General features: G+C 42.9%; 4 protein-coding genes. 2 read left to right on the top strand and 2 right to left on the bottom strand.

Going from position 1 to position 18,447, the window contains the following annotated elements; genetic code table 11:
- Nucleotides 1–55: 55 nt before the first annotated feature.
- Together FN815_RS04995 and FN815_RS04990 are read left to right on the top strand one after the other, a co-directional pair.
- Nucleotides 56–8,719, top strand: coding sequence for a leucine-rich repeat domain-containing protein (locus FN815_RS04995; protein ID WP_142453516.1), 8,664 nt, complete (start codon nt 56–58; stop codon nt 8,717–8,719).
- 121 nt (nt 8,720–8,840) lie between these two features.
- A complete protein-coding gene (locus FN815_RS04990; RefSeq protein WP_142453515.1) occupies nt 8,841–13,772 on the top strand; it encodes a tandem-95 repeat protein in 4,932 nt (1,643 codons plus the stop codon).
- A 336-nt stretch (nt 13,773–14,108) separates the two neighbouring features.
- Here FN815_RS04990 and FN815_RS04985 read toward each other — a convergent pair whose 3' ends face one another.
- Together FN815_RS04985 and fadJ are read right to left on the bottom strand one after the other, a co-directional pair.
- Nucleotides 14,109–15,839 (bottom strand): SWIM zinc finger family protein, encoded by a 1,731-nt coding sequence (locus FN815_RS04985; protein WP_142453514.1) that lies wholly within the window; start codon nt 15,837–15,839, stop codon nt 14,109–14,111.
- Between the two features lie 460 nt (nt 15,840–16,299).
- Nucleotides 16,300–18,417, bottom strand: coding sequence for a fatty acid oxidation complex subunit alpha FadJ (gene fadJ / locus FN815_RS04980; RefSeq protein ID WP_142453513.1), 2,118 nt, complete (start codon nt 18,415–18,417; stop codon nt 16,300–16,302).
- Nucleotides 18,418–18,447: the final 30 nt, after the last annotated feature.

Raw genomic sequence — 18,447 nt, 5'->3', positions numbered from 1 at the left:
GGTGGAAGTAGGTAAGGAGCCATAAATACACAAATTCCAATTACAGGGTATATTCATGGCTAATCCACTATCCATTAAAAAAAAGCAGGTACAAAATAAAAGCGTAACAATTATTAGGGCATTAGCACTTTTGCTGGTTTTTGCGGGGATGTTTACAGTACCAGCTTTGGCACAGGATAAAGCAAGGAAAACAGAAAAAGTTGGTTTAGAAGAGGTCCAGCTTGAATTGGAGAAAACAGTTATAAAGGCTATGGAAGCAAATGCAGCATCGTATTATAAAGATGGTGTCATTGATACAGCCGCATATAGAGCGTTGTTCAAAAAAAGCCTTAGGAAACTCTTTAAAACCCGGAATGATCGGGTAGAAGATTATGGGCGCCTGCAGCAGGAAGAACAACAAATACTGCAGCAGGCAGAATATTTGTTCAGGGAAAAAAGTCTGCTAAAAAAGAAAAAACAGATATCACCACAACCTCCATTGGGGCGGAAGGAAAAGGCAACTCAGCCTGCATATGAGCAAGAAAAGTTAGAGGGAAATGGAAATACCCCTGAATACCGGAACATGCAGGAGGATGAAAAAGAAAGGTATGAAGAGAAGATAAAGGAGAAAGAACAGGAAATACTGGAAAAGATCAGGGCAACTTTTGAGACCGAGAAAGTAGAAAATGGACAAATTCGGGAAAAGGTCAAAAAGCTTAAGGAGGAGTACGAAAGGCAACAGCTAAAAGTAAGCTCAGAATCAGATGATGAAAGACGGTATATGCAGCAAGCCGGCCAGCGTGATAAAGAAAGGCATGAGCAGGAAAGAAAGGAAAGAGAAGAAGAGATTTTAAAAAATATTCGAGCAACCTTTCAGACGGAAAAACCAAAGGTGAAATTTGAAGGCATTGATATACAACAGTTCCAGAATAGAAATGCAGAAATTCCAAGGGGACAATTAATACAAAATGGAAACCGACTTTCATATCAAAACGGACAAGAAAATCCGGTACATCCTGGATTAGATACAGAAAGAGAGTATTTGCAGGAAGAGCGAAAGGCAGAAGAAGGTTACGGAAATAGAGCATGGTCCGAAAAAAGGAAAAAATCCGATGAAGAAGTAAGAGCGATGAATATGGATCAGGCGGCGGGGATGGAAGTGCAAGCCAATGAAACCGATTCCCTGGCTTTGGTTGCTTTATATAATGCTACAAATGGGGATAACTGGGACAACAATGAGAATTGGCTGGATGGGCCTTTGAATACCTGGTATGGAGTTGATCTGAATGAAGAAGGGAGAGTAATAAGCATATATCTTTGGAGTAATAATTTAAGCGGGGAGTTACCACAGGAAATAGCTAATCTAAGCGAGTTAATACAATTAACTCTGCCATATAATGAGCTCACAGGTACCATTCCGGAAGGCCTTTCCAACTTGCCATTGAGATATATTCAACTAAGTGGAAACCAGTTAGATCGGCAAGTACTGTCTGTAGTGAGTAACATTTCAACTTTGGAAGGATTATACCTCCGGGATAATGATTTTGGTGGAAGTATCCCTGAAGGGGTAGGCTCTCTTTCCAATCTTGTAGAATTAGATCTTCTTGGGAATGAATTAGAAGGAGGAACACCTCCCGGATTTGGTAGTCTTTCATTAAGTTACCTGAGACTTGATGATAATAACTTGGATCGACAAGTATTAATCGATATAAGTAGCATTTCAAGTTTAGTGATATTATATGCAGGAGAGAATAATTTTGGCGGTACGATACCTTCAGAGCTATCAAACTTAATAAACTTGGTAGTTTTAGACCTATCAGGAAATCAGTTTGATGGAAGTATTCCTTCTGGTTTTAGCAACCTATCATTAACCTATTTGAATCTTTCCAACAACCAATTAGACCGACAGGTGATGACCGATGTAAGCGCGATAGAGACTCTCGAATCGTTATATATCGGAGGCAATTCTTTTGGTGGTACGATATCCGTAGATTTAGCGAATATACCAAATTTGCGCCGTTTAGATCTGGCGTATAATCAGTTTGAAGGAACTATTCCGCCAGGTTTCGAAAACTTGCCATTAGATTATCTACGCCTAAATTCGAACAACTTAGATGAGCAGGTATTGGTTGATGTAAGTACAATAGAGAGCCTTGAGACATTATATCTTACCAATAATAATCTCTCTGGTACAGTACCTGTAGAACTCGCTAATCTAACTAACTTAGAAAGATTAAATCTGTCTGATAATCCACTAAACGGCGCAATACCCGATGAGTTTACAACCCTTTCTAATCTAAGGTATTTATATCTGTACGATACAGATTTGGACTATTTACCGGATTTAACTGCATTAACTAATTTATGGACGTTGGATCTATGGCAATCAAAATTCACTTTTGATGATTTGGTACCCAACAAAGACGTCGCCAATAATTTCTGGTACAATCCCCAAAAGCCTTTTGGCAACCCGCAACTACTGGAGCCAGAACTTGGGGAAACCATCACCTTTGGGGTAGATCTGGATTACGATGGCAATCAATATCAGTGGTACAAAGATGGAGTACTACTGGAAGGAGAAACAACTACGGAAATAAGCATTTCTCATATTACCGAAAGTGATTATGGGATCTATGTAGCCGAAGTGACCAACCCTGCTCTCCCGGATTTAACGCTGGCGAGTGAGCCCATAGCCGTGGTGCCCGCAGGTTATGAAGAAGCCGTAGAAGCTGATTCGCTGGCCCTGGTAGCGTTGTATAATGCTACGGGCGGTCCCAACTGGAACACCAACAACAACTGGCTGGACGGACCACTAAGTACTTGGGAAGGAGTAACCACCAATGCCTTTGGCCGGGTGGTGGAGTTAAGCCTGCGATATAATTGGGAAACTATGAACGGTCAGCTCCCCTCAGAGATCGGAGATTTAGATGCCTTACGAATATTAAACCTCTATGGTAATAATTTTAGTGGTTCTATACCGGAAGAAATTGGTCAGCTTACCAAACTGCGCTATTTAAGTCTTGGGAATAATGAGTTTTCGGGTAGTATTCCTGAAGAGTTAGCTGATTTAACACAACTGGAGAGTTTAAACCTGTCCAACAATGATTTAGAAGGTGCTCTTGCAGAGAGCTTCTCTAATCTTCCATTGACGTATTTAAACCTTAGCAGGAACCAATTGAACCGAGAGATATTAGCTGATGTAAGTACTATTTCTAGCTTAGTAGATTTATATATAGGAGATAATAACTTTGGAGGGACGATCCCTTCAGAACTGACCAATCTTACAAATCTTAGAGGTTTAGGCCTTTATGGGAATCAGTTGACAGGGAGCCTTCCAGTTGGTTTTAGCAATTTATCATTAACCTATTTAAATCTTTCCAACAACCAATTAAATCAACAAATACTAACAGATGTGAGTAATATAGAGAGTCTTGAGAGGCTATATCTGTGGAGTAATAATTTACCGGGTAATGTGCCGGTGGAACTGTCTAACTTAACGAACCTGGAAAGGTTAGATTTATCAAACAACCCACTAAACGGTGCAATTCCAGATGAATTTACAAATCTCCCTAATCTAAGATATTTATACCTACTTGACACTGACTTGGACTATTTACCGGATTTAAGTGCATTAACTAATTTATGGACGTTGGATCTATGGCAATCAAAATTCACTTTTGATGATTTAGTACCCAATAAAGACGTTGCTGATAATTTCTACTACAATCCTCAAAAACCTTTTGGAAGCCCGCAACTTTTGGAACCGGAACTTGGAGAAAGCATCATGTTTGGTATTGATTTGGATTACGAAGGCAATCAATACCAATGGTACAAAGATGGGGTACTGCTGGAAGGAGAAACAGCTACGGAAATAAGTATTTCTCATATTACCGAAAGTGATTATGGGATCTATGTAGCCGAAGTGACCAACGCTTCTCTCCCGGATTTAACGTTGGCGAGTGAGCCGATAGCCGTTGTACCCGAAGGATATGAAGAGGAGGTAGAAGCTGATTCGCTGGCCTTGGTTGCAATGTATAATGCCACAGGTGGCCCTAACTGGAATAACAACAATAATTGGCTGGACGGCCCCCTAAGTACGTGGGAAGGCGTAACCACCAATGCCTTTGGCCGGGTGGTGGAGTTAAGTTTGCAGTATAATTACTTGAGCGGTCAGATCCCATCAGAGATCGGAGATTTAGATGTTTTACGAATATTAAATCTGTATGGTAACAACTTAAGTGGTTCGATACCGGTAGAAATTGGTCAAATTAAGAGACTGATTTATATAAGTTTGGGTGGCAATGAGTTTTCGGATAGTATCCCTGAAGAGTTAGTCTATTTAACACATTTGGAGAGTTTAAACCTGTCATACAATGATTTAGAAGGAACGCTTGCAGAGGGTTTCTCTAATCTTCCGTTGACGTATTTAAATCTTAGCAGTAATCAGTTAGATAGACAGGTATTAGATGTGGTACATGATATTACAAGCCTTGAAAGCTTGTATCTTGGGTATAATAATTTTGGGGGCACGATACCTTCAGGGCTGGAAAATCTAACCAACTTGGTGGAGTTAGATCTATCTGGAAATCAGTTTGAAGGAAGTATTTCTTCAGGTTTTTCCAATCTTCCGCTAACGTATTTATATCTAAGTAGCAACCAGTTGGATCCACAGGTAATGACCGATGTGAGTACCATATCCAGCTTGATAGGTTTAGATCTTAGTTCTAATGGTTTTCAAGGAGAGATACCTTCTGCATTAGCTAATCTATCCAATTTGCGCAGTTTAGAGTTGGATTATAATCAGTTTGAGGGAACCATTCCCTCCGGTTTTGAAAACCTGCTTGTGGAGTATCTGCGTTTAAATGGTAATCAGTTAGATCCACAGGTATTGATTGACGTAAGCAATATGGAGAGCTTAGTATCTTTATATCTGAATGACAATGATTTCGGAGGTGACATACCACCAGAACTCGGTAATTTAAACGACCTGGAGGATTTATATCTGGAAAGGAATGAGTTTGAAGGGGAAATTCCTGCTGAATTAGGAAATTTGTCGAATCTTAATTATTTAAATCTAAGTTACAACGAGTTGATTGGAGAAGTTCCAGAAGAATTCAATAATCTTGCCGAGATTAATGGTTTATATCTATACCAAACAAATTTAGATTCATTGCCTGACTTAAGTGCTTTGTCAAATTTATGGACATTGGATGTATGGCAAGCAAAATTTACTTTTGATGATTTGGTGCCCAACAAAGACGTCCCCAATAATTTCTATTACAATTCTCAAAAGCCTTTTGGCAACCCGCAACTACTGGAGCCAGAACTTGGGGAAACCCTTACCCTTAGCATTGATCTGGACTACGAAGGCAATCAATATCAATGGTACAAGAATGGGGTGCTTCTGGAAGGAGCAACAGATACGGAAATCACTATCTCTCATGTTACTGAAAGTGATTACGGCACTTATATAGCCGAAGTGACTAACCCTGCCCTCCCGGATTTAATACTGGAGAGCGAGCCTATTTCACTGTTACAGGACGGAGCAGTAGAAGCTGATTCATTAGCGCTCGTTGCGTTATACAATGCTACCGAAGGCCCAAACTGGAATACCAATACAAATTGGCTGGAAGGTCCGCTTGATACTTGGGAAGGCGTAACTGTAGGTTTTAGTGGACGGGTGGTAGAGTTAAATTTAAGATACAATAACTTGAGTGGTGAACTTCCCGAAGCCATAGAGGACTTAACAGCCCTTCAAGTATTAGATCTATATGGTAATAATCTAAATGGTCCTATACCGGCAGAAATCGGGCAGCTTACAAGTCTGAATTATTTGAGTCTGGGAAATAATGATTTTAAGGATAGCATTCCTGAAGAAATAGGTGATTTAGTAAGTCTTACTTACTTGACCTTACGTAGCAATGAACTCACCGGAACCATCCCAGAAGAGTTATCCAATTTAACACAGTTGGAAAGTTTAAACCTATCCAATAATGATTTAGAAGGTACGCTTACGGAGAGTTTCTCTAATCTGCCATTGACATACTTAAATCTTAGCAGTAACCAACTGGATAGACAAGTATTCGATGTAGTACAAGATATGGTAGGCCTTGAAAGAGTATATCTTTCCTATAATAATTTTGGAGGCACGATACCTCCAGGGCTGGCCAATCTTGCGAATCTAAGAACGTTAAATCTTTCTGGAAATCAATTTGAAGGCAGTATTCCTTCTGCATTTTCCAGTCTTTCGATAGATTATTTATACTTGAGTAGCAATGAGTTGGATCCACAGGTAATGACCGATGTTAGTGCTATATCCAGCTTGAGAGGTTTAGATCTTGGTTGGAATGGGTTTCAAGGAGAGATACCTTCAGCATTAGCCAATCTGCCTAATTTGCGCAGTTTAGAGTTGGATTATAACCAGTTTGAAGGGACGATGCCTGCAAGTTTTGAAAACCTGCCCCTGGAGCAACTTCGTCTGAATGACAACCAGTTAGACCCGCAGGTACTTGTTGATGTAAGTAATGTGCAAAGCTTGGAGTCCTTATATCTGGATGACAATGATTTCGGGGGTACTATACCATCAGGACTGGGGAATTTAACTAACTTGAGGGAGTTAGATCTGGATGGGAATGAATTTGTAGGCGAAATTCCTGCAACGATAGGAAATTTGACAAACCTATGGATGTTAGATCTAAGTGATAATTTGATAAAAGGAGCAGTCCCGTCAGAATTTACCAATCTTACCCGGCTAAGTGATTTATATCTATACCGAACAAATTTAGATTCGCTACCTGATTTAAGTAGTTTATCTAATTTATGGGGTCTGGAGGTATGGGATGCTAAGTTTACTTTTGACGATTTAGTGCCGAATAAAGATGTAGCAAATTATTTTTGGTATAACCCTCAAAAACCCTTTGGAGAACGGGATACGCTTGCTGCACCTGAAGGCTCTTCTATAACTTTTGGGATAAACCTGGATTATGAAGGGAATGAGTATCAATGGTATAAAGACGGAACCGTATTGAATGGAGAAACCTCTAAGCAAATAACCATCACTTCTGTTTCTGAATCTGATTATGGAACATATACTGCGCTAGTAACCAATCCTGCTCTTGCAGATTTAACCCTGCAAAGTGAGCCCATCATTCTTGAGGAAGGGGAAGGGCTGCCCAATAATGCGGACTATTCGATCATGCTATCTGTTTCCGATGATGTGGACCATACCACTACGCTCACCATCGGTACCGCTCCCGATGCTACCACCGGTTACGATGCGGCTTACGACCAATATGCACCTCCGGCCCCTCCCACGGGTGCTTTTGATGCACGCATCCGTTTTGGCGATGAAGATTACCTGCGTTTTTACCAACCTACCACATCCACTTCCACCGAGTGGCCGGTGCGACTGCGCGGAGCCTCGGGCACGACCAGTTTGAGTATTTCGTGGGATCCAGCGGCCCTTCCGCAAGAAGGCGTGGTTGTGCTAAATTCGCCCAGTGCAGGCATTAACCAATTAAATATGGCTGAGTATTCCCATGTGAATATATCCGAAGATGAACTGACAGATATCGTCATTACTCATAGCTTATTTGAAGAATACGAGGTCAGTTATGCAGAGGGCTGGAACCTGGTTGGCCTCGCTTTAGAAGAGGATCACGAACACTTTAGTGAACTATTCAGTGATGCTATTTCTGGCACTCTGTTTGGGTTTGATGGCACCTATTACGTCAGCGATACATTGGGCATGGGTGAGGGCTACTGGCTGCGATTTAGCCAATCCGAAGAGGTGAGCTATACCGGTACAACGGTAGATAAAGTTGATCGTACTTTGCAAGAAGGATGGAACTTGATATCTGGTCATGCTGGTTGTATCCCGTCCTGCCAGTTAGAGGATTCTGAAGGGATTGTAATTCCGGGAACGATGTTTGGTTTTAACGGGGTATATCAATCGGCCGACGGGCTGAATGGTGGGCATGGCTATTGGCTGCGCACCAGCGATGCCGGCACAGTGAGTATTGAGCCCGCACCATTGGCCAAAAGTAAAGAGCCAAGCCTGCAACAAGTCTTGTCAGGCAGCTACCATCAGGTTCAGGTGCATAGCGGAGACCAACAGGGTATGACCTTGTACTTTGGTGAGACCGGTGCTGAAATGGAAAAAGCGATAGATAACCAGCAAGTTATACTTCCTCCTCTTCCGCCTAAAGGTGCTTTTGATGCTCGTTTGAATAGTGACCGTTGGTGGCTGGCACGGGACAGTATTACCATCAAGGTACAGCAGGCAGAAGTTCCTGTCACTTTCACTTTGGGTTTTTCGGATCAGACCAGCAAGGAAGTATTTAAGCTTACCGAATACGGAGGGCAGGCTCCTCCCCGTGAAACGGTATTGGAAGGTGGGCGGAAGCTACAATTGCAAAGTTCTACCACTCGGGTAATAGTCCAGGCGCTTACAGAACTGGAACTATTAGGTACCCCTGAGGAGTACCAACTCTTGCAAAACTATCCCAACCCCTTTAACCCAGAGACGACCATCCGTTATGCCCTGCCGGAAAAATCAGAAGTGCGGGTAGAAATCTTTAACGTAATGGGTCAGCTGGTGCAAACACTGGTGAACGAAGAGCAGTCCGCCGGGTTCCATGAAGTACGCTTTGATGCCTCGATGCTATCCAGCGGTATGTACCTGTACCGAATCAAGGCGGAGGACTTCGTGCAAACCAAGCGTATGGTATTGTTGAAATAGGAGATTTAAAATTAGGGGAATGATGGGATGAAAGCCGGACTTTAAAAAAGTTCGGCTTTTTTTCTGCAGGTGCTTGAATAGGAAAGGAGTAAGAAATACAAACTTCTAATTCAGGGTATATATGTTAAAAAAGATTCTATTTGTTTCGCTCATTTTATCATTTGTAACTACCACGGGTAATGTACTGGCCCAGCAATTTTCGGTGCCATTTACGGTATCAGATGGTACCAATAGCAAGGCATTAACAGTAGGGATACATCCGGATGGAAGTAGTTCATTTGTGGATGGCTTAGACCAATATGCTCCTCCAGCTCCACCTTCCGGGGCTTTTGATAGCCGTCTTTCAGTAGGAGGCGATGATTATTTCACTAAATACCGAGCCAATGACATTTCGGAAAAAGAATTTGAGTTTAGTTATGCACCAGCAAGTGATGAGGGGCCGATAACTATTACATGGGATCATTCAGTACTGGATGATTATGGTACATTTACGGTGAAAGATAGGTTTGGAGGGAGTATAGTTAGTAAGGATTTAGCCTCTTTTAATGGAGAGTTTACGCCTTCGGAAGAAAATGGGGTGTTGTCAGAGGGCTTTGTGTTGGTAGTATTGCCCAATGAAGTAGAGGAAGAGCCTGGGATAAGTTTAAGCTCAACAAGTATTAATTTTGGTGATATCAGTATTAACAGTACAGAAGAAAATGAAGTGATTATTGAAAATATTGGTACTGCCACCTTATCGGTTGAGGGAGCTATTGCTGGTACGAATAACGATAAGTTTAGTATTACTGATGGAAGTTCTATGCAAATTTCCGCAGGCGGAAAAGATACAGTTAGAGTTGAATATACACCTGATGCTGAAGGCACACATACAGCTGAACTTCAGCTTACCCATGATGGAACAAATGAGGATTCACCTCTTAATATAACTCTGGAAGGAACAGGAGTTAATGATGCACCGGTATTCGAAAGTGAACTCGGTGATATTGGGATAGATGAAGGAGAAGAATTATTGTTTACCTATACTGCTTCAGATGCAAACGATGATGATCTTAGTTTTTCAATTATTGAGGGCCCAGACGATGCGAGTATCGGAACTTCTACTGGTGATTTCTCATATACGCCTGGATATCAAGATGCAGGAACTAAAATCATTAAAGTTGAAGTAAGTGATGGAACAGCTTCCGATACGAGCTTTTCAACAATTACCATTAATAATGTAAATGTAGCCCCTGAATTTACTTCGGTATTACCAGATACATCTATTAGCGAAAATGAAGAGTTGTTATATACATATGAAGCAACTGATTTAGATGGGGATGATTTAACTTATTCAATAACTGATGGACCTGAAGATGCTACCATTGATTCGCAGACCGGTCTTCTCTCTTACACACCAGGAAATAATGAGGCAGGGAATGTAGATATTACTGTAGAAGTATCCGACGCCACATTAACTGCCAATACAACGGCAACCATTACGATAACTGAAGTTAACATAGCGCCCTCTTTTAGTGAAGTAATGTCCGATACCACTATTGATGAAAATGAAGAACTAACCTTCACCTACACGGCTACCGATGAAGACGGCGACGATCTCACCTTTTCCATTACGGAAGGACCGGAAGGCGCTGCTATTGACGCCAATACCGGGGAATTCTCATATACGCCTGGTTATGACGAGGCGGGAACTGAGGATATTACGGTGCAAGTAAGCGATGGCACCGACGCTGTAACTACTTCCACTACAATCACCATCAACAACGTAAACCGTGCCCCTGAATTTACCAAAGCCTTACCGGATACGACGATTGATGAAAATGAAGAGCTTATCTATAGCTATGTGGCCACAGATCCTGATGGAGATGATCTAAGCTATTCCATCGTGGAAGCGCCTGAAAGTGCTTCATTGGATGAGGCCACCGGTGAGCTTTCATTTACACCGGGATATGAGGATGCCGGTACAGCAACGATCTCTATAAAAGTAAGTGATGACACCGATGAGGTCTCCACCGAAGCTACTTTAACTATTAATGATGTAAATGCGCCACCGGAGTTTAGCAAAGCACTACCGGATACCACCATCGACGAAAACGAGGAGCTGAACTATACCTTTGAGGCAAGTGATATTGATAGCCAACATCTTTTATTTACTTTGTCTGAAGGTCCGGAAGGTGCTGCAATTGATGGGCAAACTGGCACATTTTCCTACACTCCCGGTTTTGATGAGGCCGGCACGGTCGATATTACGGTAGAAGTAAGTGATGAAGATAATTCAGTCTCATCGACCGCTACTGTTACCATTAATAATGTAAATCGTCCACCGGTATTTTCAGAGGCACTTCCCGATACCACCATTGATGAGAATGAAGAATTAACCTTTACATATGAAGCCAGTGATCCGGATGGGGATGAGTTGTCTTTTTCTATTACTGAGGGACCGGAGGAAGCAGTTATTGACGCCAGTACCGGTGATCTTTCATACACCCCCGATTTTGAAGCAGCCGGCTCCTTTGATTTAGTTGTTGAAATAAGTGACGGAACGACTACTACGTCTGATACTTCCAGCGTTACGGTTAATGATGTGAATCGTGCGCCTGAATTTGCTATAACCATGCCAGATACATCCATCGGTGCTACTCAAACATTGAGTTTTACCTACTCAGCTACAGATGCTGATGAAGATGAGGTGGTTTATTCACTGGAAAGTGGCCCCGCCGGTGCCACTATAGATGCTTTAACTGGCGAGCTGGAATGGACTGCTGGAGCTGAGGCTTCCGGCGATTATACATTTATTGTAGGGGCGAGTGACGGCCGGGTTCAACATCCCGTCACAGACACTGCCGTAGTCAGCATTAATTTTCCTCCGGAATTTACAGAAGTTTTACCTGATACGTCCATGGCGGAGGGCCAGAATCTAAGCTTTACTTACGCGGCTACCGATGTAGATGAGGATGAAATAGCCTTTTCCATACTACAGGCCCCAAATGGTGCATTTATAAATGAGCAATCTGGAGTATTCACATACACAGCAGGCTATTATATGGCAGGAAGTCATGAGCTTCATATTATGGTGAGCGACGGATTATTATCGGATACCACTATTTCCACACTTACCATAACAAATGTGAATCAGGAACCGGAATTTACTTCGGTGTTATCTGATACCACGATAGGGGAAGGGCAGACATTAACGTTCACCTATAATGCGTCGGACGGGGATGGCGATGATCTTACCTATACCCTGGAAGAAGCCCCGGACGGCGCTACCCTGAATGAAGAAACCGGCGAGCTGGAATGGAGTACCGAAATTGGTTCGGTCGGAGAATATACCGTTAGTGTAGGGGTTACGGATGGACGAGGTGGTACAGAAACTACTACTGCAACAGTGTCTGTACTTGAAGTGAGTCAGCCCCCTCAGTTTACGGAAGTACTGCCCGATACGGCCATAGATGAAAATAGTGAACTAACCTTTATCTATGTTGCAGACGATCCCGATGGAGATAGTTTGACCTTTTCATTTATTGAGCGTCCCCAAGGAGCCTCCATCGACTCGGAAACGGGAGTACTTACTTACACACCTGATTTTGAAGCTGCCGGAACCTATACCCTGAGAGCCCGCGTAACCGACGGAACCCAAGCAGATACAACCACGGCTACTATTGCGGTTAATAATGTGAATCGCCCTCCGGCATTTTCAACGGTGTTGCAAGATGGATCGATCAATAGCGGGCAAACGCTGAACTTCACATACGAAGCAGAAGACCCGGATGGGGATGATCTTGCTTTTAGCCTGGCAGAAGGTCCTGATGGAGCAAGTATTGATGAAGAAACAGGAGCTCTTAGTTGGGCAGTTAGTGAGGACGTTTCCGGAGAGTATATGATTGAGGTTCAGGTCTCTGATGGTAATCTATCGGCATCAACATCAGCTACCTTAACGGTGGTGGAAATAGAAAATGTCATCCCGACCTTTACCGCGGTACTACCCGACACCACTATAGAAGAAGGTACGTTACTGGAATTTACCTACCAGGCAGAAGACCCGGATGGGGATGATCTTGCGTTTAGTCTGGAAGAAGGACCGTCAGATGCTTCTTTAGACAGTGAGACCGGTATACTTACCTGGGAAGGGGATATTGGAGAATATACATTTCAAGTTGAGGTTTCTGATGGTGAAGGTGCTGCTTCTACCTCTGCCACCGTAACTGTGAGTGTTAGCAATGAACCACCGTCATTTACTGCTGTTCTTCCAGATACCATCATCGCCGAAAATGAAACCTTAGAATTTACTTTTTTGGCAGAAGATCCTGATGGTGATGAACTTACGTTTAGTCTAACAGAAGGACCGGATGCAGCATCTATAAACGGAGAAACCGGTGAACTTTCTTATGAAGCAGATTTCGAATCCGCAGGGGAGTATGCCATCACAGTTGAAGTTTCTGACGGAGAATTAAGCGATTCCTACTCAGCTACACTGACTGTAGAAAATGTAAACCGCTTACCTGAATTTATCACGATTCTTCCCGACACCACCGCCAACGAAGGAGAACTCTTCGAGTTTGTCTTTGAAGCGGAAGATGCGGACGGTGATGAGCTTGTATTTACAATGTTGGATGGTCCGGAAGGTGCCTCATTAAACGCTGAGACAGGGGCCTTTTCTTGGGAGATACTCGATGGCGAAGACGGGGAACATACCATCGATGTGGAAATTTCTGATGGACTTGATGAGGTGACTTCTTCATCGACCATTACTGTGAACAACAGTGTAGGTTTAGAGCAAGAGGGATTACCAGAAACATTTGTGCTAAACCAGAATTATCCTAACCCATTTAATCCAACTACTCAGATCTCGTATGGACTTCCTGAAGCGAGCAAAGTTACACTTGAAGTGTTTAATACATTGGGGCAAAAAGTGTCGACTCTAATAAATCAACAAAAAGCGGCAGGACGATATACGGTTACATTTGATGCTAGAAACCTAACTAGTGGTATTTATATCTTTCAGATAAGGGCCGGTAATTACACTCAGACTAAAAAAATGATGCTAATAAAATAATTTTCTGCAACACTTAGTCTTGGCAAGGACTAACAAATAAAGTTGTAAATATTAGGTTTTATTGATTTAAGTAGTAGCATTATTATAAAATGGCTAACAGTGTACAATAGGATAAATACCTGATTGTACTTCCTTCCTAAAAGCCGGGCTTTAGTAGGTCCGGCTTTTTTATATAAAACTCCTAAATGGTTTGTAATTCATTTGAAAAAGGCATTGTATAAGAGCTGATTTCTTATTTTTCCTCATGTCTCGATTGGGAAATGGATGTCCTTAATTTCAAATTACAATAGGCGCAGATTAGAATTGGGTAGTCGCCCTTTGTTATCATTTCTGTTATTAAGGTTTTTGCGACTTGGGCATCGTACCGGGAAAGTTTCTGTTCATTACTTCCATCATGGCAGGACGATTGCTGTACCGCTGCCGGAAGCCTTTAATAATTTGATGAACCTTTTCCGTTCCACCCTCAATCTGTGTCATTTTTTTGAGGTAGTTTGCAATGTCATTATAAATATTACGACCGGTTTGGGTGGCGTAGTTGGTAATGGCCTCTTCATAAATATCCAATAACTCATTCGGGTACTCCTTTATTAAAAGTGAAGCATAGCTATCTATAAACGAAAGCTGTACAGGCGGCTGCTGTAGTACTTTTAGCAATTGGTCCAAATGTTTTTCCTCTGCGTAAATATTTGCAAGAATCCCTGATGAACCTTGTATCCACTGGCGGTTTTTGTTTTTTATGGCAGAAATCAGTTCTTCACATTTATCAGGCCATTCATTTTGGGAATAAGTGGCTTTCAATTCCCTGTAATAGCCCATGGCATAATAATGCTCGAAAAAAAGTTTTTCGGCCCACCGGCGAACTTCAGGAGTATCCTCCTCAATTTTTGAAATCTCCAGTAATTTTTGCTGCCAGTTGGTAACAATGCCCGGGTGATTTTTCTCTTTGGCAGCTTCAACCCCTTCATGACACAGGGTTTTAGCAAGCTTGAACTCTTTTTGTGCTATGGCCCTATCAACCAACATTTTCCTAAGATCCGGGTAGTTTTTATGTGATTTGATCAACTTAATGGCCTCATCTTCCCTGCGGCTATTCAACAGGTACTCAACTTTTGTTTTTATGAGCTGAGTGATCCCGTAATCAGAATATGATTCTTTTTGCTCAATCTTAACTTGCCGGTCAATCAGCTCAAAGAATTGCTCTTCCTGTTCTTCAGTAGTGATGAGTTCCGGGAGATAGTGCAGAAAGTGACTCTCAAAGCCAAAGCCATGATATTTTTGTTTAGGGAATTCTTCCGTGCAATAGGTAAACAGTTCATCCTTTAACATTGGCGGAGCCTGCTGCACGATAGCCCCAAGTGTTTCAAAAGCATAATAGAGAAGGTCTCCGGCTGAGCCATCCGAGTCATCCATGTTATTAAGAAAAACCGGGATTTCTTCAATAAGTGCTTTACAGATGGCCAGACTTTCCTTTATGTTTTCACCAGCCAGTAAATCGTTGGCCTTTTCAGCAAGTTTATATAACGGTGAAGTTAGAGAAGCAGCCGAATAATAGTCGATAAATTCGTAAGGACCCTGAGCCGCTTTATAAATATTCCGGACAATGGTTTTGTATTTTTGCTGCTGATCTTCATCCAGATATTCAACAAAATGGGCCATAAACGCATTTTTGATTCCTGCATCGCGGCCAAACTGCGCAATAATAAATTCCTGCAGTTCTTCTTTGGATGTTTTCTTGAAGATTTCCTGCACCCGGTTTTTCTTAGCTGATTTCTTCTTGTTTTTGGGGAATGTTTTTGCATCATTCATCCTTTCCTCAATAGCATAAAATAGTGCTACCACATGCTTGCAAATCGGGCTGTGATCATATGGACAATTGCACTCCCATCCCTTTATTTTTGTTTTGTGCGTGTTTACTTCTACGGTATATATCTCAGAGCCATGCACCTTGGCCAACCACATGCCGGGCGCGACTTTTTCCAGACCGTCCACCGCATTCTGTACAAAATAATCATATCCACTATCCAGGATGGTGGAGCTGATATTGCGTTCAAAATCTTTAAGGTTCATGCAGGTAAATTTTTTTTGGATAAGGACTAAGTTAATTTCATATACCGAAGTTGAGAAACAGAAAAGTGCAAAGTTTTTGGTTTTCAACAAAACAGATATTTACTACACCATGTTTTTGAGGAATTGAAATCAAAATGGGCAAGGCACAGTTTTTTAGCATATGATAGATATGTCAAGCTGTTCATAAAACTGTGAGGTTTTGGCAGGTCACCAAGATTAAGATTCGTTGGAATCGACAGAAAATAGCCCCGGATGTTAATCCGGGATGGAAAATAGAAATCGAGACCAGGTCACATAGTGACGGCACATGCATGTTGGAAAAAATAGCAGGAAGAGTAAACGCCTTGGTGTGCAATCCCTAACGGTATTATCTTAAGGGCGGATTTTTCTGTCCTAACTGACGTTAGGCCCTACTTTCTATCGTCAGGTTGTGACAATTTTTGGAAAATTTCAATAGGATTTAATCTTCATAAAACTTTCGCTTGTCCTTGGCATAATCAATCAAAATTTCTGCCGACTTAAACCGCGGTCCAAATTCACCCTCAAACTTCTCCAATCGATCAACCACCTTCTGCACTCCAGTTTGATCGATATACCGAAAAGGTCCGCCCAGGAAAGGAGGGAATCCCAAGCCAAGGATAGCGCCCAGATCACCATCATTTGGTGATTTAAGGATATCTTCCTGCAGGCACCAGGCGGCTTCGTTGATCATAGTGAGGGCCATGCGTTGTTGGGCCGTTTCTTTATCAGAGTTGGTGCGATTGGAGCCACCGAAATGTTTATAGATGTCAGTGTTTACCTCTTTGTCTTTATCGTCAAAGTATCGATAGAGCCCTTTCTTATTCTTGCGACCTTTGTAGCCGGCATCCAGAAGTTCCTGGGCGCGGTTATTGGTGTCGATGCCACGTTCGGCAAACATGGGCGACATCGTTTCGGCTACATGGGCGCCTACGTCGATGCCTACCTCGTCAAACAGTGCCATGGGGCCGACGGGGAAGCCGAAGTCTTTCATGATTTTGTCAAGGAATTCAATAGAGGCACCTTCTTCCAGCAGTTTTAATGCTTCATTCATGTACGGGGCCAGAATGCGTGTGGTGTAGAAACCTGGACCGTCACCGACTACAATCACGTTTTTGCCCTGGTTCACCCCAACCTGACAAGCGGTTTGAATCACCCAGTCCGCTGTTTGTTCGGTAGCGATGATTTCCAGCAGAGGCATCTTTTGGACGGGAGAGAAGTAGTGCATCCCAATAACATTTTCGGGACGGTTAGCCGCCTCGGCAATTTTTGAGATGGGCAGCGAGGAGGTATTGGAGGCAAAGATACAATTATCGCGGGTTTTCGCTTCCACTTCCTGTATGATGTTGCGCTTTAAATCCAGATCTTCAAAAACGGCCTCAATCACGAGTTCTACATCGTCAAAGCCTTCGTACGAATCGGTGCCGGTGACTTTGGCAGCCGTCTTATCCCGTTCAAACTCACTGATGATGCGTTTGTCTACCTTTTCATTCAGGGCTTTCCAGATTTCCTTTTCACCCTTGGCAGCACTTTCCATATCCTGATCTTTCAGTAACACACGATAACCGCCTTTGTTTATGCTGACATCGGCGATGCCGGATCCCATCAACCCGGCGCCCAGCACCCCGATCTTGTTCACCGGTTTCACCAAATCCGGCTTGGGGACTTTCTTGGAAGCATTCATCCCGAAAAACAAATTCACCAAATTGCGGGATTCCTGCGTGGCTCCCAGCTCACCAAAGAGTACGGTTTCGTTTTCGAGGCCTTTCTCCAGACCATGTTTGTAGCCGTATTCCACCGCATCGATAATTTTGGGCGGAGCCGGATAGTTGCCCCGCGTTCTTCCGGCTGTCTTTTTGCGTGCCTGTGAGAATATGATTTTTCGTCCCAGCGGATTCCCCTCCAAAAGCTTCTCGAAGAAGGAGCGTTTAACTTTATGGGAGGCACCGTTTTCAGTAATTTTATGCACGGCCTTGATAGCGGCGGTTTCCAGAGCGTCCTTGTGAACTACTTCATCCACCAGGCCCGTATTGCGCGCCTGACGCACATAGATGTTTTTACCCGTCAGCATATAAGTGAGGGCTTTTTGGATGCCGATGCGCCGTGGAAGCCTCTGCGTTCCGCCCGTTCCCGGCAACAGTCCCAGCTTCACTTCCGGCAGGGAAAACACCGTGTCAGAACTATCCGAGCACACCCGGTAATGGCAAGCCAGCGAGAGTTCCAGCCCGCCCCCCATGCAGCTGCCATGAACGGCCACCGCAATGGGTTTTTCGAAATCTGCAATGCGATTTAAAATCTGATGACCCGTTTTGCTGAGCTGCTCTATCTCCTCGGCGGTATCCCGCTCCTGAAACATGTCGATATCAGCCCCGGCAATGAAGTTGTTTTCTTTCCCCGAGATCAGAATCGCGCCTTTAAGGGAATCATCACTCTCCAGCGTATCCAGAAATTCAGAGAACTCCTCAATCAGGATTTCATTCAGTTTGTTCACTTTTTCATCCGGCATATCCAGGGTAACAACGGCAACGGAGTCTTTTGGGGTGATGTTGAGGTAGCTCATGTTCTGAAATTTTAAATGTTGAATTCTGAA

The sequence above is a fragment of the Gracilimonas mengyeensis genome, from assembly GCF_900182705.1.
GTDB classification, from domain to species: domain Bacteria; phylum Bacteroidota; class Rhodothermia; order Balneolales; family Balneolaceae; genus Gracilimonas; species Gracilimonas mengyeensis.
This window is presented reverse-complemented; position numbering and strand designations above follow the sequence as displayed.

Bases quoted from the DNA above. Each gene is read 5' to 3' on its own strand.
- FN815_RS04995 (WP_142453516.1), top strand. From the start codon at position 56: ATGGCTAATCCACTATCCATTAAAAAAAAGCAGGTACAAAATAAAAGC.
- FN815_RS04990 (WP_142453515.1), top strand. From the start codon at position 8,841: ATGTTAAAAAAGATTCTATTTGTTTCGCTCATTTTATCATTTGTAACT.
- FN815_RS04985 (WP_142453514.1), bottom strand. From the start codon at position 15,839: ATGAACCTTAAAGATTTTGAACGCAATATCAGCTCCACCATCCTGGAT.
- fadJ (WP_142453513.1), bottom strand. From the start codon at position 18,417: ATGAGCTACCTCAACATCACCCCAAAAGACTCCGTTGCCGTTGTTACC.